Here is a 22340-nt window from a genome sequence, read left to right as displayed (position 1 = left end):
CCGGTCAGCTCCCGAGAATGGTCCGCAGAGCCTCCACGACACGATCCTGGTCGGCGTCGGTGAGATCCACGAAGAGCGGCAATGACAGCTCTTCAGCGTAGAAGGCCTCGGCCACCGGGCACATCCCACGGCGGTAACCCAGGTCCGCGTAGACCGGGTGCCAATAGACCGGGATGTAGTTGACCTGCACGCCGATTCCGGCCTCGCGCATCCGGTCGTAGACCTCGCGCCGCCGGCCGTCGAGGATGCGCACCGGGTAGAGGTGGCGCATCGGGTCGACGCCCTCGCGCTGCACCGGCAGGCGCAGGCCCGGCACGTCGGCGAGCAGCTCGTCGTAGCGGGCGACCAGGCGCTGCCGGGCCGCCTTGAACTCGGCGATCCGGCTCAGCTGCGAGCTGCCCAGCGCGCAGAGCAGGTCGGGCAGCCGGAAGTTCAGCCCGAACGACTGCACCTCGTAGTACCAGCCGCCCTCGTCCGGGTGCCGCAGTTTGTCCTGGTCACGGACCATCCCGATGTTGCGGAACGTGCGCGCCGCGGCCAGCAGGTCGGGCCGGGTGGAAGCGACCGCGCCGCCCTCGGCGGTGGTGAGGTTCTTCGTCGGGAAGAACGAGAAGGTGGTCAGGTCGGCGAGGGTGCCGACCGGGCGGCCGTGGTAGGTCGACCCGATCGCGTGCGCCGCGTCGCCGATCGTCACGGCCCCGACCCGCTCGGCGATCTTGCGGAGCGCGTCGTACTCGGCCGGGTGGCCGGCGTAGTCGACCGCCGCGATCGCCTTGGTGCGCGACGTGACCACGGCCTCGACCGCGGCCGGGTCGAGGTTCGCGGTCTCGTCCTCGACGTCCGCGAAGATCACCTTCGCGCCGAACAGGTTGGCGCACGACGCGGTCGCCACGAACGTCATCGGGGTGGTGACGACCTCGTCGCCGGGGCCGACGCCGGCCGCCGCGTACGCCGTGTGCAGCGCGGTCGTGCCGTTGGTCACGGTCACGGCCGGGGCGCCGGCGACGGCCTCGATGTCCGCCTCGAACTGGGCGACCCGCGGGCCGGTCGTCAGCCAGTCACTGCCGAGGGCGGCGAGCACCGCCTCGACATCCGACTGGTCGATCGACTGCCGCCCGTACGGCAGCATCAGTTCTTCTCGTCGGCCGCGATCAGCGCCCGCATGTCATCGATGGTCAGCCACAGGTCGTTGTTGTCGGACCGGTAGTTGAAGCCGTCGGCGACCTCTTCGCCGCCGGCCGGGGTCTCGTAGCCCCAGCTCGCGGCGACCGGCTGCACCACGTAGCGGTCCGGGAAGCGCAGGGTGCGGCGGCTGTCGTCGGAGGCGATCATTTCCTCGTGCAGCTTCTCGCCGGGGCGGATGCCGGTCTCGTGGGTGGGCGAGCCGGGCGCGACCGCCTCGACCAGGTCCATGATCCGCATGCTCGGGATCCGGGGCACGAAGAGCTCGCCGCCCTCCATCACGTCGAACGAGTCGACCACGAACTTCACCGCGGCGGGCAGCGTGATCCAGAAGCGGGTCATCCGCTTGTCGGTGATCGGCAGGCTCTTGCCCTCGGCGGCCAGGCGGCGGAACAGCGGCACGACCGAGCCGCGGCTGCCCATCACGTTGCCGTAGCGGACGACCGACAGTCGGGTCGGGTGGGTCGCGGCGTAGTGGTTGCCGGCGATGATCAGCTTGTCGGCGACCAGCTTGGTCGCGCCGTACAGGTTGATCGGGCTGGACGCCTTGTCGGTGGAGAGGGCGACGACCCGCTTGACGCCGGCGTCGATCGCGGCGTCGAGCACGTTCTGCGAGCCGTTGATGTTCGTGTTCACGAATTCCGACGGGTTGTACTCCGCGGTGTCGACCTGCTTGAGCGCGGCCGCGTGCACCAGGTAGTCGACGCCGTGCATGGCGCGGGCGAGCCGGTTGCGGTCACGGATGTCGCCGAGGAAGAACCGGAGGCGCTTGTCGTCGCCGAACATCTGGCGGAGCTCGTACTGCTTCAGCTCGTCCCGGGAAAAGATGACGATGCGCTGCGGGTCCAGGTTGTCGAGGGCGTATCGGAGGAACGCCTTGCCGAACGACCCGGTGGCACCGGTGACGAGGATCGAGGATCCGCTGAGTACAGACACGATTGAGCTCCAGAGGGGGTAACCAGGGGCAGCACGAGGGCAGTACGAGCCGGAAGCATAGTCAGCTTCGTAGGCTTTAACAGGGTAGACGGAAAAGGACAACACTCGTTCACGTTGGGTTCAGGCGGGATTGGTCATGACGACCGTGAACCTGTAAGAAAGTGGGAGGCCTCTGTCTATCCCACCTTGGAGCCCCCCTGTGAGCACGCTGCAGAAACTGCGGGAAGCTTTCCGCACCGCCCTGGACCTTCCGGCGGATGCACCCGTGGACGACCTGCAGTATCAGGACAATGAAAAATGGGACTCTCTGGCCCATATGTCCCTGATTGCGACACTCGAGGACGAGTTCGGCGTCATGATCGACACCGACGACGTGATCAACATGTCGAGCTTCCAGGAAGCGATCAAGATTCTCGGTAAGTACGGGGTCGAGATCAGTGAGTGATCGGGTTGCCCTGATTACCGGGGCTTCCCGCGGCATCGGCCGCGCCACCGCGACCAAACTCGCCGAGCGTGGTTACGACCTGGTTCTGCACGGTCACGGTGCGGAGGCGGTGGCCCAGGTGGCCGCCGAGCTCGCCGAAAAATTTGGTGTGAGCACTTTCACGGGCAGCGGCGACATCGGCGACCCGGCCACTAGCAAGGCCCTCATGCAGGTCGCGTTCGCCAACTTCAAGCGGCTCGACGCCCTGGTGGTCAACGCCGGCACGCACGCGGCCGGCATGCTCGGCATGACCGACGACGCCACGATCCAGCGCCTGTTCGCGGTGAACGCGGCCGGTGCGGCGTACACCCTGCGCGGTGCGTCGCGGTTGCTCGCTCGCGGGCGTACCCCAGCTGTGGTTCTCGTGTCGTCGATCACCGCGAGTCGCGGCATCGCCGGCCAGGCCGTCTACGCCGCGTCCAAGGCCGCGGTGGCGGCCCTGGCCAAATCGGCCGCCAAGGAGCTCGGTCCGCAGGGCATCCGGGTCAACGCGATCGAGCCTGGCTTCATCGCGACCGACATGCTGGACTCGCTCGACGAGAAGGGCCGCGCGGAGCGGATCGGCGACACCGCGCTGGGCCGCCTCGGTGAGGCCGACGAGGTCGCCGACGTGATCGTTTTCCTCCTCTCCGAGCAGGCCCGGTTCGTGACCGGCCAGGTGCTCGGAGTTGATGGAGGATTGACGCTGTGAACCTGCTGCATCCCGGCGCGCGCGTGATCGACGCCGCGACCGGCGCATCGCTGTCCGCGGCCGATGTCGATGCCGCTGCCGAAGCTCTGGCGACAGAAGACGGCGCGGTAGTCTTTCATCCGGTTTCGACCACGATTTCGGATATAGCCCGATATTTGGCCGCGCTGCGGCTCGGCCGGCCGATCGTTCTGCTCGATCCGGACGGCGACAACGCGCACTGGGCCGAGCGCTTCGCCACCGATGACGTGCATCCCGATCTGGCGCTGCTGCTCACCACCAGCGGCTCGACCGGCAACCCCAAGCTCGTCCGGCTCTCCGCCGACGCCGTGCTGGCCAACGCCGGGCAGATCGCCGACGTCCTCGACATCACCGCCGACGACGTCGCGATCACCACGCTGCCGCTCTTCTACTCGTACGGCATGTCCGTGCTCAACTCGCACCTGCTGCGCGGCGCCACCGTGATCCTCGAGCGCACCGGCATCATGCAGCGCGACTTCTGGACCGCGGTGACCGAGCGCCACGTCACGTCGATGGCGTTCGTGCCCTACCAGTACGAAATGCTGCGCCGGCTGCGCTTCGACCCGGCGAAATACCCGTCGCTGCGCAAGCTCACCCAGGCCGGCGGCCGGCTCCGCAGCGATCTGGTCAGCGACTTCGCCCAGCGGATGGCCACGGTCGAGGGTGCGCTCTACGTGATGTACGGCCAGACCGAGGCGGCCCCGCGGATGGCCACCCTGCCGCCCGCCCGGCTCGAGGAGAAGCTCGGCTCGGTCGGCCTCGCGCTGCCCGGCGCCCATTTCTCACTCTCCGCCGACGACGAAGTGCTCTATCACGGACCCAACGTCATGATGGGGTACGCCGACACCGCCGCCGACCTGGCCAAGGGTGACGAGCTGGGTGGCGTGCTGCACACCGGTGACCTCGGTCGCATCGACGACGACGGTTTCCTGTTCATCACCGGCCGGATCAAGCGGATGGGCAAGGTCTTCGGCGTCCGGATCAACCTGGACGACGTGGAGAAACACTTCCCGGTCACGGCCGTGGCCGGCGAGGACAAGCTGAACGTCTTCGCCCTCGGCGCGACCGACGACGAGGTCCGCGATCTGCGCACCAAGATCTCCGAGTGGCTCGGGACACATTTCTCCGGCGTCGTGGTGCGTAGCATCGAAAACCTGCCGCTGCTGCCCAACGGCAAGGTCGATTACCGCGCCCTGGAGTCGTCACTGTGAGCGCGAGGAGTGAGCCGGTTTTGCGAGCCCCGCAGCGCGAACGAGAGGTGGCACTGTGAGTGTCTTCACCCTTCCGCAGGCTCAGAAGGAAGAGGTGCTCCTCAAGGAGCTCTCCGCCCTGACCGAGCACCACCGTGACCGCTGCGAGCCCTATGCCCGGATTTTGGCGGCAAATGGGTATTCCGGAGCGGAGACGGTGGCTGACCTGCCCTGGCTGCCGGTTCGGCTGTTCAAGAACCTCGACCTCAAGAGCATCCCGGACGACGAGGTCTTCAAGGTCCTGACCTCCAGCGGCACCACCGGCGAGGTCAGCAAGATCTACCTGGACAAGCAGGCGGCCGCCGAGCAGACCCGCCGGCTGGGCGCCACCGTGCAGACCGTGCTCGGCCCCCGTCGGCTCCCGATGATCCTGGTCGACACCAAAGCGATGCTCAAGGACCGGCGCTCCTTCTCCGCGCGCGGCGCCGGCGTGCTCGGGATGTCGACGTTCGGCCGCGACCACGTCTGGGCGCTCGACAACGACGGCCAGGTCGACCTCGCCGCGATCCGCGGCTTCCTGGAGAAGCACGGCGACGCGCCGTTCCTGATCTTCGGCTTCACGTACCTGGTCTGGCTGCACCTCTACGAGGTCGCCCGGGACAACGGGCTCGACCTCTCGAACGGCATCCTGATCCACTCCGGCGGCTGGAAGAAGCTGATCGACCAGGCGGTGTCGCCTGACGAGTTCCGGGCGCGGCTGGCCGGGGTCGGCCTCACCAACGTGCACAACTACTACGGCATGGTCGAGCAGATCGGCACGGTCTTCCTCGAAGGGCCGTCCGGTGGCTCGCTCTACTGCCCGGACTTCGCCGACGTGATCGTGCGGGACCCGCAGACCTGGCGGGAGCTGCCGCCGGGCGAGACCGGGTTGCTCGAGGTGATCAGCACGCTGCCCACGTCGTACCCCGGGCATGTGCTTCTCACCGAGGACATGGGCGTGGTGCACGGCATCGACGACGGGGACTGGCCCGGCAAGCGCTTCTCGGTGATCGGCCGGCTGCCGCGGGCCGAGGCGCGGGGCTGCTCCGACACGTACCGGGAGGCGGCGTGATCAAGTACCGATTCGGGTCTTCCGCTTTGGATTTGACCGCCCCCGTGGACGACCGCCTGACCGTCGGCGACCCGCGTGTTCTCGACTTCCTGGCCAAGGTCGCCCGCAAGCTGCTCGCCCCGGCCGTCGCTCGCCGGCACCCGGAGCTGGGCTCGCTCGGCTTCTTCCTGCGGCCGGCCGAGCTCAACCGGGCGGTCGCGCGGATGCAGCGCGACGACGCGATCGTCTTCCCCCGCGGCAACGTCTTCCACGTGCCGCCGGCGAACGTCGACACGATCTTCGTCTATTCGTGGGCGCTGTCCGCGCTGGCCGGCAACCACAATGTGGTCCGCATCTCGGAGCGCTCGGCCGCTGCGGCCGACACCATCCTCGAAGCTCTCAACGCGGTGCTCGCCGACGCCGACCCGGTCATCGGCCGCACCCAGCGCATGATCACCTACGGTCGCGACAACGCCGTCACCGCGGCCCTGAGCCAGTGGTGCGACCTGCGCGTCATCTGGGGCGGCGACGCGGCGGTCGAGGCGATCCGGAAAAACCCACTGCGGCCGTCGGCCCGAGACCTGACCTTCCCGGACCGTACGTCGTGGGCGGCGCTCTCGGCGGCCGGTTGGCGTGCGGCCACTCCGGCGGCCAAGCGCGACGCCGTGGTCGGCTTCTCCAACGATGCCTACTGGTTCGACCAGGCGGCCTGCTCCTCGCCGCGCACGGTGTTCCTGGTCGGCACGGACACCGACGACGTCCGGGCCGAGTTCGTCGAGCTGCTGCTCGAGGTCGTCGACCAGCGCGGCTGGGCGGTCGACGCGGCGATGGCGGTGGAGAAGCGGGTCAACGCATACGGCATGGCCGCGACCGGCGCGATCTCGGCGATGGAGTTCCCGGCCAACTCGGTGACCGCGATGTCGCTGACCGCCGTGCCCGATGCGCCGCGCCGCTGGATCGGCGCCGGAGCGTTCCCGTTCGCCGAGGTGCGCTCGCTGATCGACCTGGTGCCGGCGATGAACCGGCAGGACCAGACGTTCAGCCACTTCGGCTTCGCCCACGACGAGCTGCGCGAGTTCGCCCTCGCGCTGGGTGGCCGGGGGGTCGATCGCATCGTGCCGTTCGGCCAGGCGCTAACCTTCAGCGCCATATGGGACGGCTACGACTTGCCGAGCGAGTTCACTCGCCTCACCACGATCGCGTCCTGAGGTCCCGCTTCGCGCCCTGGCTCCTCCCGGCGGTCGCGCTCGTCGTCGCGCTGGTGCTCACCGGCGTCTCTTTTGTCGACGTAGTGCGATATGCGGCCTATTTTGGGCTGGCGGTCGTGCTGCCCGGCACGCTGGTGCACCGGGCGCTGCGCGGCAGCCGCGGCAATCTCCCCGAGGACCTGGGTCTCGGCGGCGCCACCGGCCTGCTCCTGCTGCTGATCGGCTGGGCGGCCGCCGCCGCGACCGGCCTGCAGGCCTTCCTGCCGGTCTGGCCCGCCGCGATCGTCGTCCTCTTCCTGGCCGTGCCCCGGCTGCGCCGGCACTGGCTGATCAGCCAGCCCCGGCCGGTGCCGCTGCGCTGGACCTGGGTTCTGGCCTGCACGATCACCCTGGTGGTGGCGTCGCTCGTGCCGTTCTGGCACAACCAGCTGCTGCCGCCGGCGCAGGACGTCTGGTTCCAGGACCTCGGTTACCACCTGTCGCTGGTCCACGAGATGACCCGCTCGATGCCGTTCCAGGTGCCGCAGCTGGCCGGCGAGACGCTGCGCTACCACTACCTCGCGAACGCCGACATGGCCACCGCGTCCATGATCACCGGCATCGACCCGGCCGTCGTGCTGCTGCGGCTGTGGCTGGTGCCGATCGCCGCGATCACCGTGCTCGTGGTCGCCGCGCTGGCCCGCGACCTGACCGGGGGCAAGTGGTGGGCCGGCGTGCTGGCGGCGGCGGCCGGCGTGGCCGGGCTGCCGTTGCTGCCCTGGGCCCAGGGCAGCAATCCGATCAGCTACTACAGCCCGTCCCAGGTCTACATGCTGCCGCTGACCGGGTTGTTGCTGACCTTCGCCGTGGCGGCGGTGCGCGGCCGCGGCCTCGGCTGGGCCTGGCTGTTCGCCTTCCCGCTCGCGCTGGCCTGTGCCGCCGCCAAGTCGAGCGCCCTGCCGCCGGTGGTGTTCGGCCTGGCGGTGGCGGCCGTGTCGACGCTTCGGCGCCGGGACCGGCTGCGCCCCGCGCTGGCGATGCTTGGCCTCACCCTGGCCGCGATGATCGTCGGCGGGCTGCTGTTCGCCGGTGGGGGAGCGGGAATCCTCCGGCTGCAGCCGCTCGCAGTCCTGTCCGGATTCGCGCCCTATCGGCAGATGTTCGGCGCCGAAGACGCCAGCCTGGCACATGCGTCCACCGGGGGCATTCTCTTCGTGGCGGCGCTGGTCCTGTGGTGGCTTCTCGTGCAGCTGCCCCGGCTCGCCGGTCTGATCACGCTGAGCGGAGCACGGAACCGGCGAGATCCGGCCGTCTGGCTGCTGGCCGGGCTGACCGTGGCCGGCGTCGGCGGCATGTGGCTGCTGTGGCACCCGTCGCTCAGCCAGACCTACTTCTACCTCGGCGTGATCCCGTTCGCGACGGTCCTGAGCGTGCGGTTGCTCGCCGACCGGCAGCCCGGCCAGCGGCTCCTGCTCGGTGGCCTGGCCGCCGGCTTCCTGGCGGCCGGCGCCGCTGCCCGGCTGCCGATGTCGGGCGTGTGGTCCCTCTATTGGGCACTGGCCCTGATCGTCGCCGCGATCATCCTCGCCTCGGTGCTGGTGATCCGCCGCCGCGGGCTGTCGATCGTGTTGCTGGCCGCGGTGCTCGGCGGCAGCGTCGGGGTGTTCGCCGAGCGCGCGGCCGAGGCGGACTGGAAGACCCTGCGCGACCCTGGCCAGCACACCAGCGCCCTGGCGATCACGCACGACGAGATGGCCGCCGCGCAGTGGGTCGACCGGCAGGCCGGCCCGGACGACGTGGTCGCCACCAACGTGCATTGCTGGCCGCCCGGTGGGCCGTCGGCCGGCTGTGACTCGCGGGCCTTCTGGGTGGCCGCCCTGACCGGGCGGCGCACCTTGATCGAGAGCTGGGGTTACACCGACCAGGCGGTCGCGGCCGACGGCCGTAACGGCCTGCGCTACGTCCGTCAGCCGCCGCCCTTTCCCGATCGCTACGCGCTCAACCAGCGGGTCTTCGCCACCGGCGCCCCCGCCGATCTGGCCGAGCTGCGCGATCGTTACCACGTGCGCTGGCTCCTGGCCGACACCCGCTCCGGCCCGGTGGGGCTGCGGCTGCCCCCGGTCTTCACGGCGGGTCCGGTGACGATCTACCAGCTGCGCTGACTGAAGGCTTATCTGGTGGATCACGCGGGGCTGGACCTCGCCTCGTTCCCACGTGATCCACCAGATAAGCCTTAGTAGGGTTAGCCCTACCGCGGATCCGGCAGGCAGCGGGATCGGATGGGAGGCCGCCGATGCCTAGCGTTCATGACATGACCACGACCTACGCCGAAGCTGCCGCGCCCGTCCGCCGCAGTGTCATTCGCCAGATCGGCATCGACACGCAATTCGTCCTGCTCGGGTTCCCGCTCGGGATCATCGCGATCTCGCTGGCCATGCCCCTGTTCTGGCTCGGCGTGGGCACCACCATCATCTGGATCGGCCTGCCGATCCTGATGGGCACCATGTACATGGTGCGGGGCCTGGCCACCGTCGAACGCGCCCGGATCGGCCCGGTGTTCGGCCGCCGGTTCCAGCATCCCTATTACAAGACCCGGCCCGACGCCGGCCCGATCGGCCGGATGCTCACCCCGCTCATCGACGGCCAGAGCTGGCTCGACCTGCTGCACGCCATCTTCCGGTTCATCCCCAGCACGATCGCGTTCGTCTTCGTGGTGACCTGGTGGTCGGGTGCGCTGGGCGGCCTGAGCTGGGGCCTGTGGGGCTGGTCGCTGCCGAGCGGCCCGGACGACCAGGACCTGCCCGAGCTGCTCGGCTTCGACAGCAGCTACGGCACCAAGGTCGCGTTCTACCTGGCCGCGGGCGTCTTCTTCCTCGGCACGCTCTACTGGGTGGTCCGGGCGGCCGCGCTGCTCGAGGCGTACTTCGCCAAGGGTCTGCTCAGCGGTGTGAACGACCTGCGTGAGCAGGTCGCCGCGGCGAATGCCGCCCGCCAGGTCGCCCAGGAGCAGAAGGCCGCCGCGGTCTCGGCCGAGGCCACCGCCCTGCGCCGGCTCGAACGCGACATCCATGACGGCCCGCAGCAGCGCCTGGTCCGCCTGGCCATGGACCTGGGCCGCGCCGAGCAGCAGTTCGCCACCGACCCCGACGCGGCCCGCGCCACCGTCGCCGAAGCGCTCACCCAGACCCGGGAGACCCTCGACGAGCTGCGCGCCCTGTCCCGCGGCATCGCCCCGCCGATCCTGGTCGACCGGGGGCTGCAGGCCGCGCTGACCGCGCTCGCCGGCCGCTGCACCGTGCCGGTCATCCTGGAAGCGCCGCAGTTCGAGCGGCTCGACCCGGCCGTCGAGTCGACCGCCTACTTCGTGGTCGCCGAGTCGCTGACCAACGTGGCGAAGCACAGCAACGCCGGCGAGGTGCTGGTCAGCGTGCAGCGCGCGGTTTCCGGCCTGCTGGTGGAGGTCGCCGACGACGGTGTCGGGGGCGCCAGCCTGGCCAAGGGACACGGCCTGGCCGGCCTCGACGATCGGGTCCGGGCGGCCGGTGGCGTGCTGCACGTGGAGAGCCCGGTGGGTGGCGGAACCAGGCTTACTGCCGCCCTGCCCCTATAAGAGGCCGCCGATCTGACAGCATGGCGGCATGCGGGTGGTGATTGCGGACGACGCGGTGCTGTTGCGCGAGGGCTTGATAAGGCTCGTCGAGGAGAACGGCCACACGGTGGTGGCGGCCGTCGGCGACGGGCCTTCCCTCGTGGCGGCGATCGTCGAGCACAAACCGGATGTGTCCATCGTGGATGTCCGGATGCCGCCCAGCCACACCGACGAAGGGCTGCGCGCCGCCGTGGAGGCTCGCTCCAAGGTGCCGGGCAGCCCCATCCTGGTTCTTTCCCAATACGTCGAGGTCTCGTACGCCGAGGACCTGCTGGCCGACCGCGCGGGCGCGGTCGGCTATCTGCTCAAGGACCGGGTGTCCCAGGTCGCCGAGTTCCTCGACGGGCTGCGCCGGGTCGCGAACGGCGGCACCGTCCTCGACCCCGAGGTGGTCGGCCAGCTGCTGGTCCGCCGCCGGCGCGACGACCCGCTGAGCAACCTCACCCCGCGCGAGCGTGAGGTGCTGGGCCTGATGGCCGAGGGCATGTCCAACACCGCGATCGCCCGCAAGATGGTGGTCACCGACGGCGCGGTGGAGAAGCACGTGCGCAACATCTTCACCAAGCTCGACCTGCACCAGGACGAGGAGCAGCACCGGCGCGTGCTGGCCGTGTTGGCCTTCCTGCAGGGCTAGTTGGCCTCCCGGGGTAGTGCTAGCACTACCCCGAAGTGGGCAGCCTGCTTCATCGAGACCGGTCTCCGGAATCCATAGCGTCTTTCCCATGAGAAGCGGGGAAAACGTAAAGGGAATCGCGGCACGGGCCGCGATGTGGAGCGCCCGGCACCGGACGCTCGCGATCCTTGGCTGGATCGCTTTCGTGATCGGGGTGACCGTCCTCAGCGGACAGATCGGCACCCATGAGGCGACCAACGCCGACCAGGGGCACGGCGATTCGGGGCGGGCCGACCGGATCGTCGCCGACGCCGGTTTCCCGGTGCAGCCAGCCGGCGAGATGGCGATCGTGCAGAACCGGTCCGGCGCGAATCGGACCGCCGCGATCGCCGATCTGACCAGGCAGCTCAAGGCCACGAGCAACGTCACCGGCGTGCAGCCGGCGATCGAGTCGCCGGACAAGAAGTCGTCGCTGATCACCTTCAGCATCGCCGGCGATCCGGACACCGCGAAGGACCGGGTCGGCCCCGCGCTGGACACGGTGGCCAAGGTGCAGGCCGCGCACCCCGATCTCTACATCGCCGAGGGCGGCGACGCGAGTGGCGACAAGCTGATCGGCGACGATCTCGACGAGGGCCTGAGCCGGTTGGGGATGCTGTCCCTCCCGGTGACCCTGGGCATTCTGCTGATCGCCTTCGGCGCGGTGGTGGCGGCGCTGCTGCCGGTTGCCCTGGCGATCACCGCGGTGGTGGCGGCGATCGGCCTGCTCGCCGTGGCCAGCCGGTTCGCGCCGACGGTCGACACCACCATGCACGTGATGCTGCTGGTCGGGCTCGCGGTCGGCGTCGACTACTGCCTGTTCTACATCCGGCGGGAACGCGACGAGCGGCGTAACGGCGCCGATCCGCACCGAGCCCTGGTGATCGCCGCGCAGACCTCGGGCCGGTCGATCTGGATCTCCGGCCTGACCGTGATCGTGGCGATGGCGGGCATGTTCCTGACCTTCGACACGACCTTCGTCAGCTTCGCGGTCGGCACGATCCTGGTGGTCGCGACGGCGGTGCTCGGCTCGCTGACGGTGCTGCCGGCCATGCTCTCGGCGCTCGGCGACAAGGTCGACGCCATCAAGATCCCGGGGCTCTACCGCCGCCGCAGCGACGGCCGGGTCTGGAACGCTTTCCTCGGCATGGTGCTGGCCAAGCCGCTGATCTCGACGATCGTGGCGATCGGCGCGCTGGCCGCGATCGCCGCTCCGGCGCTCGACCTGCGCACCAAGGCCGAGGGCTTCGAGGACCTCCCGCCGCAGGCGTCGATCGTGCAGGCGTTCAAGGCGGTGGACGCGGCCTTCCCGAGCAAGACCTCGCCGGCTGAGGTGGTGATCCCGGCCGCGGTGCCGAAGGATCGGCTGGCCGCCTTCGAGAAGGCTGTCGCCGCCAGCAACGGCAAGCTGACCGGCCCGGTCGAGACCCGGGTCAACCCGGCCGGCAACGTCACGGTCGTCTCGCTCGGCCTGGTCGGCGATGACGCGCTCGATGTGCTGCGCACCCAGGCGCCGGCGACGTTCGGGAAAGATGCGCTGGTCACCGGGGAGAGGGCGGGTGACGCCGACTTCAACGCCCGGCTCCACACGAGCATGCCGTGGGTGTTCGGCTTCGTGCTCGGGCTGGCCTTCCTGCTCCTGCTGGTGTCGTTCCGCTCGGTGGTCGTGGCGATCACCGGCGTGGTGCTCAACCTGTTCTCGGTGGCCGCCGCCTACGGCATGCTGGTCTGGGTCTTCCAGTACGGCCACTTCGAGAAGCAGCTGCAGTTCCAGGCGTCGCCCGGCATCACGAACTGGATGCCGCTGTTCCTGTTCATCATCCTGTTCGGCCTCTCGATGGACTACCACGTCTTCGTGCTGAGCCGGATCCGCGAGGGTTACGACCGGGGCCTGTCCACCCGGGAAGCGGTGCGCGAGGGCATCGGCCGCACGGCCGGCGTCATCACCAGCGCGGCGGTCGTGATGGTGGCGGTGTTCGCGCTGTTCGCGACGTTGCCGCTGGCCTCGACCAAGCAGCTCGGCATCGGCCTGGCCGCGGCGGTCCTGCTGGACGCGACGATCATCCGGGCGGTGCTGCTGCCGGCCGTGATGGCCCTGCTCGGCGAGAAGAACTGGTGGCTGCCGCGCTGGCTGGGCTGGCTGCCGCAGATCGCCCACGAGCAGGCGCCGGCCGACGGCCCGGCGAGCCCGGAGCGGGAGCTTGCCGGAGTTTCCTGAGCAAGCCCAACGAAGCCGACCCGGTGCGAAGTGGGGGCATACCTCGCACCGGGTCGGCGTCGTGCGACCGGGGTAGTCGTGGCGGCGCCTGACCCCGGCCCGACCACGGACCGTGACGATCCGCGGACATTTCTGAAAATAGTTCACGTTGCGAGTTGTCCAATGTAGGCGGCGTCCGCCAGGGCTGATCGACCGGGGCCGAGATAGGATGATCATGACCAGGGTGGTTGTTCGTGGGGCAAACCAGACACAGCGAGTGTTTACTCTTCGGTGGTACCTTTCCCGGTCGACCTGACGGGCGACGCCTCGGGCGGAAACGTTGAGTAATGTCGAATCGGCAGCTACCAGAGAGAGGTAGGAGCATGTCGGACACCGCTGCTCTGGTCCCCGCCCAGGGCACGGACTACGCCGCCGCCCTCGCCGTCCCGCCGGTCGCCAACCTGCGGCGCATCGGCGGCGAGATGTTCGCCTGGACGGACAGCGATCCCGGTCGTGGTCCCGAACGGCCGCGCGGCGCCCTGCTGCGCCTCCTGGCCGGCCAGTCCGCCGGTCCCGGCCGCACCGTGCTGGTCGCCGGGCCGCACGCCGACGACCTGGTCGCGGCGCTGGCCGACGGGGGCTCGAAGGTCTTCTGGCTGCTCCGCTCGCTCGGCGACGCCGAGCTTGCGTCCCGCGAGCACCAGACCGTGACGGTGCTGGCCGGCGCCCTCGTCCGGCTCGACCCGGAGGAGAAGTTCGACCTGGTCGTGGCGGCCGACGGCATCGAGCGGCTGAACTCCACCGAGGGCAGCCAGATGCCCGCCGGCGAGGTGCTCGACCGACTAGCCCAGGCGGTCCGCCCCGGCGGTGTGCTGCTGCTCACCCACGACAACCACCTCGGCGTGCACCACACCGTGCGGCTCGACCCCGGCGCCCGGGAGACCGACGACTCGGCGTGGTACCCGCTGGATGAGCACGACCCGCACCGGCCGGCCTCCGCTGAGCAGCTCACCGACCGCCTGACCGCCGCCGGTCTGACGGTCGACGTCACCTATGCCGCGTTCCCCGAGCCGTCGGCGCCGACGATCCTGGTCGGCCCGGGGCTGCTCGGCAACGTCGACTCCCCGCTGCGGTCCCGTCTGGGCACGGCCCTCGGGCAGGCGTTCGCCGCCGGGTTCCGTGGCCGCGCGGTCCTCAGCGACCCGCGCCGGCTGGTTCACCGGGCTCTGCGCGCCGGCGCCGAGCAGACGGTGGCGCCGGCCTGGCTGGTCATCGCGCGAGCGCCGGACGACAGCGCGACCGCCGCCGTCCCGGGCCGGGAACTCCTGGTCGGCGACCGGCACGGTTCGTTCGCGTACGCGGTGGGCGCCGCCGGCGGCGAGGTCCGCACCGAGGTGCTCGAGGCCCTGGCCGAACCGATCGAGCGGGACGGCCTGCGCCGCGTTGCCGAGCCGCCCGCGCCCGGCGCCGACGGCTACGTGCTCGAGGAACGCCTGCTGCACCTCTGCGCGACCACCGACCTGACCGAGCTGCGCACCGAGCTCGGCCGATTCGAGTCCTGGCTGGCCGGGCAGGCCGTGGACGGCGCGCTGGCCGGCCCGGTCGCGCTGGCCGGCTTCGCCGATGTGCTCGTGACTCCGGATGGCCCGACACTGCTGCCGACCCGCTGGGAGCCGATCGAGCCCACGCCGCTGGACGCCGTGCTGGTCCGGGCACTCTGGGCGTTCGCGGTCCAGTTGATCACGTCGGGGCAGCCGCACCCGTGGCCGATCAGCTCGAGCGCCGTCGACCTCACCGCCACCATGCTCGGCATGGTCGGCCGGGGCATCTCCGACCCGGAGGTCCGCGCCGCGGTCGACCTGCACGTGCTGCGAGAGGCGGCCGAGTTCGAGCTGAGCCTGCCCGAGCAGCAGGAGCTGCGACTGAGGCTGCTCGCGGTCACGCCGGGCACCGCGCCGGTCGACATCGAGGGCTTCCGGGAGTTGTCCGAGGCGCTCTGGCGGCAGCGTTACCAGGCCAGTCATCTGCTCGCGCTGATGGAGTGGACCGAGACGATCATCCAGTCCCGGGACAACCAGCTCAGCCGGATGGAGCGGGAGCTGCAGTTCTACCGGAGCAAGCTGCCGGGCAAGGCGATGGTGCTGGCCCGGGAGGCGTACCGGGTGGTCGGTCGCGACGGCCGCAAATTTCTTCGCAGCCGTCGCGCCAAAAAGACCTAGATCAGATCCCAGGTGAGCGGCGTGCCCTTGGCCGCGTCGGCGGTGAAGGTGCGGCCGAGCGCCAGGCCGATCGCGTCCGGCTCCAGGCCGCCGGTGGGGCGGATCGAGCGCACGTTCTCCGGGGTGACCTGGTCGCCGGCCTTGACGTCGGTGACCACGTAGAGCGACCGGCGGAACCGCAGGCCCTCCTTCTCGTGCTCGGTCGGGCCGATGTGCGTGGTGCCGAGGGCCTGCCAGGCCCGCTCCGACTCCTCGCGAAGCAGCTTCAGCTCGACGGGGTTGAGCGAGAACGCCGAGTCGACGCCGCCGTCCGCGCGGTCCAGCGTCAGGTGCTTCTCGATCAGGCAGGCGCCGAACGCGACCGCCGCGATCGGCACGCCGATGCCCATCGTGTGGTCGGACAGGCCGATCGGCACCTCGAGCATCTGGGCCAGCACCGGGATGCGGCGCAGGTTGGTCTCCTCCGGCGGGGCCGGATAGGACGCGGTGCAGCTCAGCACGGTCACGTCGGTGGCGCCGGCGCCCTGGGCGGCCTCGACCGCGGCCGCGATCTCGCGCACCGAGGCCATGCCGGTCGAGATGATGATCGGCTTGCCGGTGCTCGCGCAGAGCCGGATCAGCGGCAGGTCGGTGATCTCCGAGGACGCAATCTTGTACATCGGCGCGTCCAGCTTCTCCAGCAGCTCCACCGCGGTGCGGTCGAACGGGCTGGAGAACGCCTCGATGCCGTGCTCGCGGGCCCGCTCGAAGATCGGCTGGTGCCACTCCCACGGCGTGTGCGCCCGCTCGTACAGCTGGTAGAGGTATTCGCCGCCCCAGAGCTCGTGGCCCTTGGAGATCTGGAACCGGGGGTGCTTGACGTCCACGGTCATCGTCTCGGCCGTGTAGGTCTGGATCTTGATCGCGTCCGCGCCGGACTCCGCCGCGACGTCGACCAGCGCCAGCGCCCGGTCGAGCGAACCGTTGTGGTTGCCGGACATCTCCGCGACGATGTATGGCCGCTTCTCCGGCCCGAACTTAGTCATCTTTGCCTCTCTCCGTCACCACGACGGTCTTCATGATGCCGTCGACGGAGCGCTCGTATCGACGGACTTCCCGGAAGCCGAAGCGCCGGTGCAGTGCCAGGACCTGCTTGTTCTCCTCGAGGGTCTCGCCGTCGAGCCGTTCGAGGCCGAGCGTGCCGAAGGCGTACGCGATGGCTTCTTTCTCCAGCCGCATCCAGGCCGGCAGCATGCGCCGGCCGAGTCCCTCGGTGTCGAGGTAGAAGGACCAGGTCTCCCCGCTGAAGATTACGACGCCGGCCGGCGAGCCTTCATCCTCATATATGAGGACGGTCTCCCAATTCCGCTCCCACCAGGCCGCATGCTCCTCCGGCCGGATCTCGTGCGTGGTCAAACTCATCGCACGAACCGCCGGATGATTGCGCCAGGTCAAGATCAAATCACGTTCGGCGTACGCCGCAGGTCGTAGCACGACAACAAAGTACAGCTCCGGCCATCTCGGCGAACCGCCGATCGATAGGACCAGCGTCACAGCGCCTTTCCTCACCTCGGACCCTGCTCCGCCGATGCAAGCCGGGCAGAACTAGTTGAGGAGGCGGCCTATGGTCCGCGCGCTGTGGAACCGGTTGCCGGGCGGACGCCTGCTGCGGGCCTCCGTCGCGGTCACCGTGCTCGCGTTGGTCCTGGTGATCGTCAACACGATCAGCCCGGTGCTGCCCTGGCTGGTGCTGTGGCTGCCGATGCTCGCCGGCGGCGCGCTGATGGTCGCGAACGTCTGGCGGACCGCCCGGGCCGACCACCTGCCACGGCCGATCCTCCGGTTCTGGCGACATGTGTTCGTGATGGCCGTGCTCGTCGGTCTCGCCACCATCTCGCAGACCGCCGACATCCTGAGCGCGGCCGATCCGTCCGGCTCGCATCTCAGCGACGGCCAGCTGATCCTCGACGGCCTCGCCGTACTGCTGATCATTTATGCGCTCCTGCGCCTGCCGTTCGGCGCGCAGAGTCGCGGCGAGCTGTTCCGCCTCTTCCTCGACGCCGGCACGGTCATGCTGGCCTGCGCCGTCTTCGTCTGGCACTTCGGCACCCGGCGCACCTTCGACGGCGGTGACCCGCGCGTCGTCTACGGCACGCTGGTCGTCACCGTCCTCGCTCTGCTCGCCGTCTTCGCCGTCGCCAAGGTCATGCTGACCACCAACTCATCGCACCTGGACCGCGGGGCCATGCGGCTGATCGGCATCGCGGTGGCGATCGGCGCGGTCGGCACCATCCCGCGCCCGCTGCTCCAGGCGATCGACCCGCACCTCTTCCCGGACATGGTCACGCTGCCGGCCATCTTCTTCTTCGCGTCCTGGGCGGCGGAACGGCAGCGCGCGGCCGACTACAGCCCGCGCCGAGGCGTACGGGAGCCGCGCCGCCGTAGTTTCAGCGTGTTGCCCTACGTCGCGGTCGCCGCGATCGACGGCCTGCTGCTCAGCGTGGCCCTGCCGGACGCCGCACCGGACCGCCGGGTGATCGTGGTCAGCGCCGTGGCGCTGACCGTCCTGGTGGTGGTCCGTCAGATCACCGCGTTCCTCGACAACGGCCGCCTGCTGCACCGGCTCGACCACGGCGCCACCCACGACGCGCTCACCCAGCTGCCCAACCGGGCCCTGTTCCACGAACGCCTGCTGAAGGCCCTGGGCACGCCGGGTGAGCGGCCGGTCGCGGTCGCGCTGATCGACCTCGATGACTTCAAGGAGGTCAACGACACCCTCGGCCACGAGGTCGGCGACCTGCTGCTGATCGCGGTGGCCCAGCGCCTGGCCGGCTGCATCCGGGTCGAGGACACGGTCGCCCGCCTCGGCGGCGACGAGTTCGTCGTGGTGCTCGACGGCGCCACCCCCGAGGCCGCCGACCTGGCCGCCCAGCGCATGATCGAGGCGCTGCGCCAGCCGGTCCTCGCCGACGGCCACGAACTGCCGATCCGGGCCAGCATCGGCATCGCCGACGGCCGCTCCGGTGACGACGCCAGCCTGCTGCTGCGCCAGGCCGACATCGCCATGTATGCCGCCAAGATGATCAACGGCTCCGCGTTCCTGCACTTCACGCCGGCCATGGCCCAGCCCAGCACGGACAACGCGCACCTCGGCGTCGAACTGCGCGAGGCGATCGACGACGGCCAGCTCTACCTGCTCTACCAGCCGATCGTCGCGCTCTCCGACCGGCGGGTGCTGGGCGCCGAGGCCCTGGTCCGCTGGCAGCACCCGACCCACGGCATCCTGCCGCCGCAGGCCTTCATCCCGATCGCCGAGCGCACCGGGCTGATCGTCCCGCTGAGCCAGTGGGTGCTCCGCCAGGCGGTGAGCCAACTGGCCGGCTGGACCGACCCCACCCTGGTCCTCAACATCAACATCTCCCCGCGCGACCTGCGCGAGCCCTCCTTCGCCGAGACGGTTGCCGCGATCCTCGACGAGTACGGCATCGAGCCGCACCGCCTCACCCTGGAAGCGCCCGCCGTCGACCCCGCCGAGTCCTGGCTGAGCATCTCCGCGCTGCGCTCGATGGGCGTCCGGGTGGCCATCGACGACTTCGGAACCGGCGACGCGTCCCTGACCATGCTGGCCGACTGCCCGGTCGACGAGCTGAAGCTGGACAGCTCCTTCACCCAGGCCGGCCCGGGCCGCGCCCCGGTCGCCGCCACCGTCCTGAACGTCGCCAACAGCCTGGGCCTGACCGCCGTGGCCGAAGGCGTCGAGACCCGCGACCAGGCCAGCTTCATCGAAGACATGGGCTACGAGTCGGCCCAGGGCTTCTATTTCGCCCACCCGCTGTCGCCAGAAAAATTCACCGAGCTTTTGTCCGGTACGCCGTTGGCCCCGGCCGCCTGATTTATGGGCCAGCGCCGGAGCACGCCGGCTGCCAAACTCTGCGGCCGTGGATCAGATCGGATCGCGGGCGCTCCGGCCACCCCAGGTCTGGGAGACGCAGACCCTCGCCCTCATGGCGGCGGTCGCCTTCGCCGCGCAGCTCGCCATCCTGCTGATGGTGAGCGAGCTGGCGGTGCGTTCCTACCTGCTCGACGAAGCCCCGAGGCGCTGACGGCGGTGGTCTGAGCCGGTTCGTTATTCCTGCGGCGAGTGATGGCCGGGAGCACCCGGTCCGTACGCCCCGCCGCCGGCCGACCCGATGCGCGCCTTCCGCTCCTCCTCGGTCAGCTCCGGGTCGGCCGCGTCGCGTGGCTGCTTCCCGGACGACTGCTCGACGTCCTCCGGCGGCACGTCCACCGTCTTGCGCAGGGCCCCGCTGTTTGCCGGGCTCTTCTCCGAATCCGCCATGACCTGGATCTTTACCCCCCCGCCCCGGACCGGCACACCAACGCCCGGCCGGCGGGACTTTGGTCCCGCCGGTTCGGGGACTTCAGCACGGGTCCTCGCGGCCCGGAGAGAGGAGATTCAGTGGTGAGAGATAAATGAGACCAGGAGGCACCGATGACCACCGCCGCCGCCCACGCCGCCCACCAGCTCGAGAAGGTTGAAGCGCCCGGGCACATGCTCACCAAGACCGCCGCGAAGGTGCTCGCCGTCCTGCGGGTCGCCACCGGCTTCATCTTCCTCTGGGCCTTCCTCGACAAGACCTTCGGCTTCGGCTACGCCACCCCGTCGGCCAAGGCCTGGATCCACGGCGGCTCCCCGACCAAGGGCTTCCTGTCCACCGTCGAAGCCGGACCGCTCAAGGGCTTCTTCCACAGCATCGCCGGCACCCCGTTCGCCAACTGGGCCTTCATGATCGGCATGCTCGGCCTCGGCCTCGCCCTGATCCTCGGCATCGGCCTGCGGGTCTCCGCCGTCGCCGCACCACTGATGATGGCCTTCATGTGGTTCGCCGAGTGGCCGATCGCTTCCGGTTCGTCGAACCCGGTTGTTGACTACCACGTCATCTACGGCCTGGCCGCCATCGTCTTCGCCCTCACCTACGCCGGCCAGACCTGGGGCCTCGGCAAGATCTGGGCCAAGCTCCAGATCGTGCAGAAGAACCGCTGGCTCATCTGATCTGGAGCAACCGCCGCCCTGGGCTATTAGTCCGGGGCGGCTTCGTCGTGCGGCCGAAAAGCGTTGGTCTTCTCCCCCCTGCGTAGAACAGGATGCGCTCGTGAATGCCTACCTGGACACCGAGCGCCTGACCTTGCGCCACTTCACCGCCGCCGACGCGGACCTGTTGATCGAGCTGGACAGCGATCCGGCGGTCATGCGCTACCTGACCGGCGGCGAGCCGACCCCACCGGAGCACTACCGCGAGCGCGGCCTGCGAAACATCATGGCCGGCTACGAGAGGTGGGGCGGCGACTTCGGGCTGTTCGCGGCGCACGAGAAGGACCGCGGCGCCTTCGTCGGCTGGTTCCACCTTCGTCCCGAGGAAGAAGGGCCGCTGGACGAGGTCGAACTCGGCTACCGGCTGCGCCGGGCGGAGTGGGACAAGGGATACGCCACCGAGGGCTCGAGAGCCTTGCTGGCCAAGGGGTTCACCGAGCTGGGCGTGCGCCTGATCTGGGCCGACACGATGGCGGTGAACGACGGTTCCCGGAGGGTGATGGCCAAGGTCGGGATGACGATGACGGGCACCCTCGACACTCCTTCCGATATGCAGATGGTCGAGGGCGCCGAGCACGGGGGTGTGCGCTACGAGATCACCAAAAAGCAGTGGGACAGTGCCGATCTCCGCTGACGCCCAGGAGGACGAACGTAAATCCCCGGCGTCGGCGACCCTGGTGGTGCGGTGCCCCGGAGCGCCTGAACCAGGACTTCGGTCCTGCCGTCTCGGGAATTGAGGCTGGATGGCGAAGGCGCCCGAGCCGCCGCCGGCGAGCCGCGCAGGCATTCCCAGTCGCTCAGGTTGAGCGACGTGGCCGCGACCCGGACCAGCACCTGGCCGGCGGCGGGAACGGGGCGCGGAATGTCGGCGATCCGGAGCACGTCCGGCGGTCCGTACCGGTCGTAGGCGACTGCGCGCATCAGTAGGTGAGCGCGATCAGCTGTTCCAGCTCGACCACGGCCGCGGGCGAGAGCTCTTTCTCCGCCGTACGCAGGAAGTCCTCGCGCAGAAGCGCATAGATCTCCGTCTGGGTCTTCGACGGCAGGTCGGGAATCCACAGGCTGCCGAGATTTTCCTCAACCACCGTGCGCATCCACTCGGCCGTCGCCTCGTCGGAGAGACGGGGAATCAGGTATTCGAGGGTCCAGTCGAAGAGGCCACCGGAGGACTGCCAGTCGCGGCCGGGACGGACCATGATCAGGGCGGCCATCAGTACACCAGGGTGAAGACGCGCGGGGCCAGGCGGCGAGTTGCGATGAACAGTTCGACTACCTCGATCTGGGTTTGGGTGAACAGGGAGACGTCCACCGGCACGAATTGTGCCTTGTTGAGGTGCAGCAGGATCTGCTGGGAGAACCGTCGCCACTGTTGCTCGAAGCGGCCGGCCGAGAACGGGCCGACCGCGTCGTAGGAGATGCCGAATTCGTCGAACCAATCGGCCCGGGACCAACGCGGCGCCCGGGTCAGTCGCACCCCGAGCGCCGCTTCGATCCGCACTGCCGTCTCCGCCTCGTTATGGCGATATCGGCCGGTGGCCGTATCCATCCCGAGCGCGCGCACGCGATCTGTCTCCAGCAACATGACCGTCATCCGCGCCACCTCCGGGCTGCCTTTCGTTCGCGCTGCGGGGCTCGCAAAACCGGCTCACTCCTCGCGCTCACAGCGCCACCTTTTGTTCGCGCTGCGGGGCTCGCAAAACCGGCTCACTCCTCGCGCTCACAGCGCCACCTTTTGTTCGCGCTGCGGGGCTCGCAAAACCGGCTCACTCCTCCG

Annotated in this window: 21 protein-coding genes; 14 read left to right on the top strand and 7 right to left on the bottom strand. The window is 69.7% G+C overall.

Going from position 1 to position 22340, the window contains the following annotated elements:
- Positions 1-4: 4 nt before the first annotated feature.
- Both AB0E90_RS15730 and pseB read right to left on the bottom strand, forming a co-directional pair.
- Positions 5-1129 carry an aminotransferase class I/II-fold pyridoxal phosphate-dependent enzyme gene (locus AB0E90_RS15730; RefSeq protein ID WP_360404853.1) on the bottom strand — a complete coding sequence of 375 codons (1125 nt, stop codon included), beginning with the start codon at positions 1127-1129 and terminating at the stop codon, positions 5-7.
- Positions 1129-2118 (bottom strand): UDP-N-acetylglucosamine 4,6-dehydratase (inverting), encoded by a 990-nt coding sequence (gene pseB / locus AB0E90_RS15725; RefSeq protein ID WP_360404850.1) that lies wholly within the window; start codon positions 2116-2118, stop codon positions 1129-1131. Before pseB ends, AB0E90_RS15730 begins: the two co-directional genes overlap by 1 nt.
- 199 nt (positions 2119-2317) lie before the next feature.
- Here pseB and AB0E90_RS15720 point away from each other — a divergent pair, with 199 nt between their 5' ends.
- The 10 genes from AB0E90_RS15720 (at position 2318) to AB0E90_RS15675 (ending at position 15495) form a co-directional block, all read left to right on the top strand.
- Positions 2318-2563 (top strand): acyl carrier protein, encoded by a 246-nt coding sequence (locus tag AB0E90_RS15720; RefSeq protein WP_360404847.1) that lies wholly within the window; start codon positions 2318-2320, stop codon positions 2561-2563.
- Positions 2556-3293, top strand: coding sequence for an SDR family oxidoreductase (locus AB0E90_RS15715; protein ID WP_360404844.1), 738 nt, complete (start codon positions 2556-2558; stop codon positions 3291-3293). Before AB0E90_RS15720 ends, AB0E90_RS15715 begins: the two co-directional genes overlap by 8 nt.
- Positions 3290-4522, top strand: a complete 1233-nt coding sequence (locus tag AB0E90_RS15710; protein ID WP_360404841.1) for an AMP-binding protein — start codon at positions 3290-3292, stop codon at positions 4520-4522. The genes AB0E90_RS15715 and AB0E90_RS15710 overlap by 4 nt, the downstream gene beginning before the upstream one ends.
- 55 nt (positions 4523-4577) lie before the next feature.
- Positions 4578-5612, top strand: a complete 1035-nt coding sequence (locus AB0E90_RS15705; RefSeq protein ID WP_360404838.1) for an acyl-protein synthetase — start codon at positions 4578-4580, stop codon at positions 5610-5612.
- A gap of 26 nt (positions 5613-5638) precedes the next feature.
- Positions 5639-6799, top strand: coding sequence for an acyl-CoA reductase (locus tag AB0E90_RS15700; RefSeq protein ID WP_360405448.1), 1161 nt, complete (start codon positions 5639-5641; stop codon positions 6797-6799).
- Positions 6742-8940, top strand: coding sequence for a hypothetical protein (locus tag AB0E90_RS15695; protein ID WP_360404835.1), 2199 nt, complete (start codon positions 6742-6744; stop codon positions 8938-8940). The genes AB0E90_RS15700 and AB0E90_RS15695 overlap by 58 nt, the downstream gene beginning before the upstream one ends.
- 149 nt (positions 8941-9089) lie before the next feature.
- Complete coding sequence (locus tag AB0E90_RS15690) at positions 9090-10388, top strand: sensor domain-containing protein (RefSeq protein ID WP_360404832.1); 1299 nt, start codon at positions 9090-9092, stop codon at positions 10386-10388.
- 28 nt (positions 10389-10416) lie between these two features.
- Positions 10417-11061: a response regulator transcription factor gene (locus AB0E90_RS15685; RefSeq protein ID WP_360404829.1), complete on the top strand. Its 645-nt coding sequence runs from the start codon at positions 10417-10419 to the stop codon at positions 11059-11061.
- Between the two features lie 88 nt (positions 11062-11149).
- The gene (locus AB0E90_RS15680) at positions 11150-13297 is read left to right on the top strand and encodes an MMPL family transporter (protein ID WP_360404826.1); all 2148 of its coding nucleotides are present in this window, start codon (positions 11150-11152) and stop codon (positions 13295-13297) included.
- A 362-nt stretch (positions 13298-13659) separates the two neighbouring features.
- Positions 13660-15495 (top strand): hypothetical protein, encoded by a 1836-nt coding sequence (locus AB0E90_RS15675; protein WP_360404823.1) that lies wholly within the window; start codon positions 13660-13662, stop codon positions 15493-15495.
- Here AB0E90_RS15675 and pseI read toward each other — a convergent pair.
- Both pseI and AB0E90_RS15665 read right to left on the bottom strand, forming a co-directional pair.
- Positions 15492-16520, bottom strand: a complete 1029-nt coding sequence (gene pseI / locus AB0E90_RS15670) for a pseudaminic acid synthase (RefSeq protein WP_360404820.1) — start codon at positions 16518-16520, stop codon at positions 15492-15494. The genes AB0E90_RS15675 and pseI overlap by 4 nt on opposite strands.
- The gene (locus AB0E90_RS15665) at positions 16513-16968 is read right to left on the bottom strand and encodes a GNAT family N-acetyltransferase (protein WP_360404817.1); all 456 of its coding nucleotides are present in this window, start codon (positions 16966-16968) and stop codon (positions 16513-16515) included. Before AB0E90_RS15665 ends, pseI begins: the two co-directional genes overlap by 8 nt.
- A gap of 130 nt (positions 16969-17098) precedes the next feature.
- Between AB0E90_RS15665 and AB0E90_RS15660 the strand changes: the two genes are divergently transcribed.
- Together AB0E90_RS15660 and AB0E90_RS15655 are read left to right on the top strand one after the other, a co-directional pair.
- On the top strand, positions 17099-19366 hold the full coding sequence (locus AB0E90_RS15660; protein WP_360404814.1) for an EAL domain-containing protein: 2268 nt from the start codon (positions 17099-17101) through the stop codon (positions 19364-19366).
- A gap of 46 nt (positions 19367-19412) precedes the next feature.
- Positions 19413-19577, top strand: coding sequence for a hypothetical protein (locus tag AB0E90_RS15655; RefSeq protein WP_360404811.1), 165 nt, complete (start codon positions 19413-19415; stop codon positions 19575-19577).
- 23 nt (positions 19578-19600) lie between these two features.
- Here AB0E90_RS15655 and AB0E90_RS15650 read toward each other — a convergent pair whose 3' ends face one another.
- Positions 19601-19813 carry a hypothetical protein gene (locus tag AB0E90_RS15650; protein WP_360404808.1) on the bottom strand — a complete coding sequence of 71 codons (213 nt, stop codon included), beginning with the start codon at positions 19811-19813 and terminating at the stop codon, positions 19601-19603.
- A gap of 153 nt (positions 19814-19966) precedes the next feature.
- Here AB0E90_RS15650 and AB0E90_RS15645 point away from each other — a divergent pair, with 153 nt between their 5' ends.
- Together AB0E90_RS15645 and AB0E90_RS15640 are read left to right on the top strand one after the other, a co-directional pair.
- Entirely contained in the window at positions 19967-20527 is a 561-nt protein-coding gene (locus tag AB0E90_RS15645) for a hypothetical protein (protein ID WP_360404805.1), read from the top strand.
- Between the two features lie 100 nt (positions 20528-20627).
- Positions 20628-21200 carry a GNAT family N-acetyltransferase gene (locus tag AB0E90_RS15640; RefSeq protein ID WP_360404802.1) on the top strand — a complete coding sequence of 191 codons (573 nt, stop codon included), beginning with the start codon at positions 20628-20630 and terminating at the stop codon, positions 21198-21200.
- A gap of 286 nt (positions 21201-21486) precedes the next feature.
- On the opposite strand, the gene AB0E90_RS15635 is transcribed toward AB0E90_RS15640, so the two are convergent.
- Both AB0E90_RS15635 and AB0E90_RS15630 read right to left on the bottom strand, forming a co-directional pair.
- Complete coding sequence (locus AB0E90_RS15635) at positions 21487-21777, bottom strand: hypothetical protein (RefSeq protein ID WP_360404799.1); 291 nt, start codon at positions 21775-21777, stop codon at positions 21487-21489.
- The gene (locus AB0E90_RS15630; RefSeq protein WP_360404796.1) at positions 21777-22157 is read right to left on the bottom strand and encodes a hypothetical protein; all 381 of its coding nucleotides are present in this window, start codon (positions 22155-22157) and stop codon (positions 21777-21779) included. The genes AB0E90_RS15635 and AB0E90_RS15630 overlap by 1 nt, the downstream gene beginning before the upstream one ends.
- Positions 22158-22340: the final 183 nt, after the last annotated feature.

It is taken from the genome of Actinoplanes sp. NPDC026619 (genome assembly GCF_040638295.1).
GTDB lineage: Bacteria > Actinomycetota > Actinomycetes > Mycobacteriales > Micromonosporaceae > Actinoplanes.
Note: the sequence above shows the minus strand (reverse complement) of the source record. Positions and strands in the feature narration are given on the sequence as shown.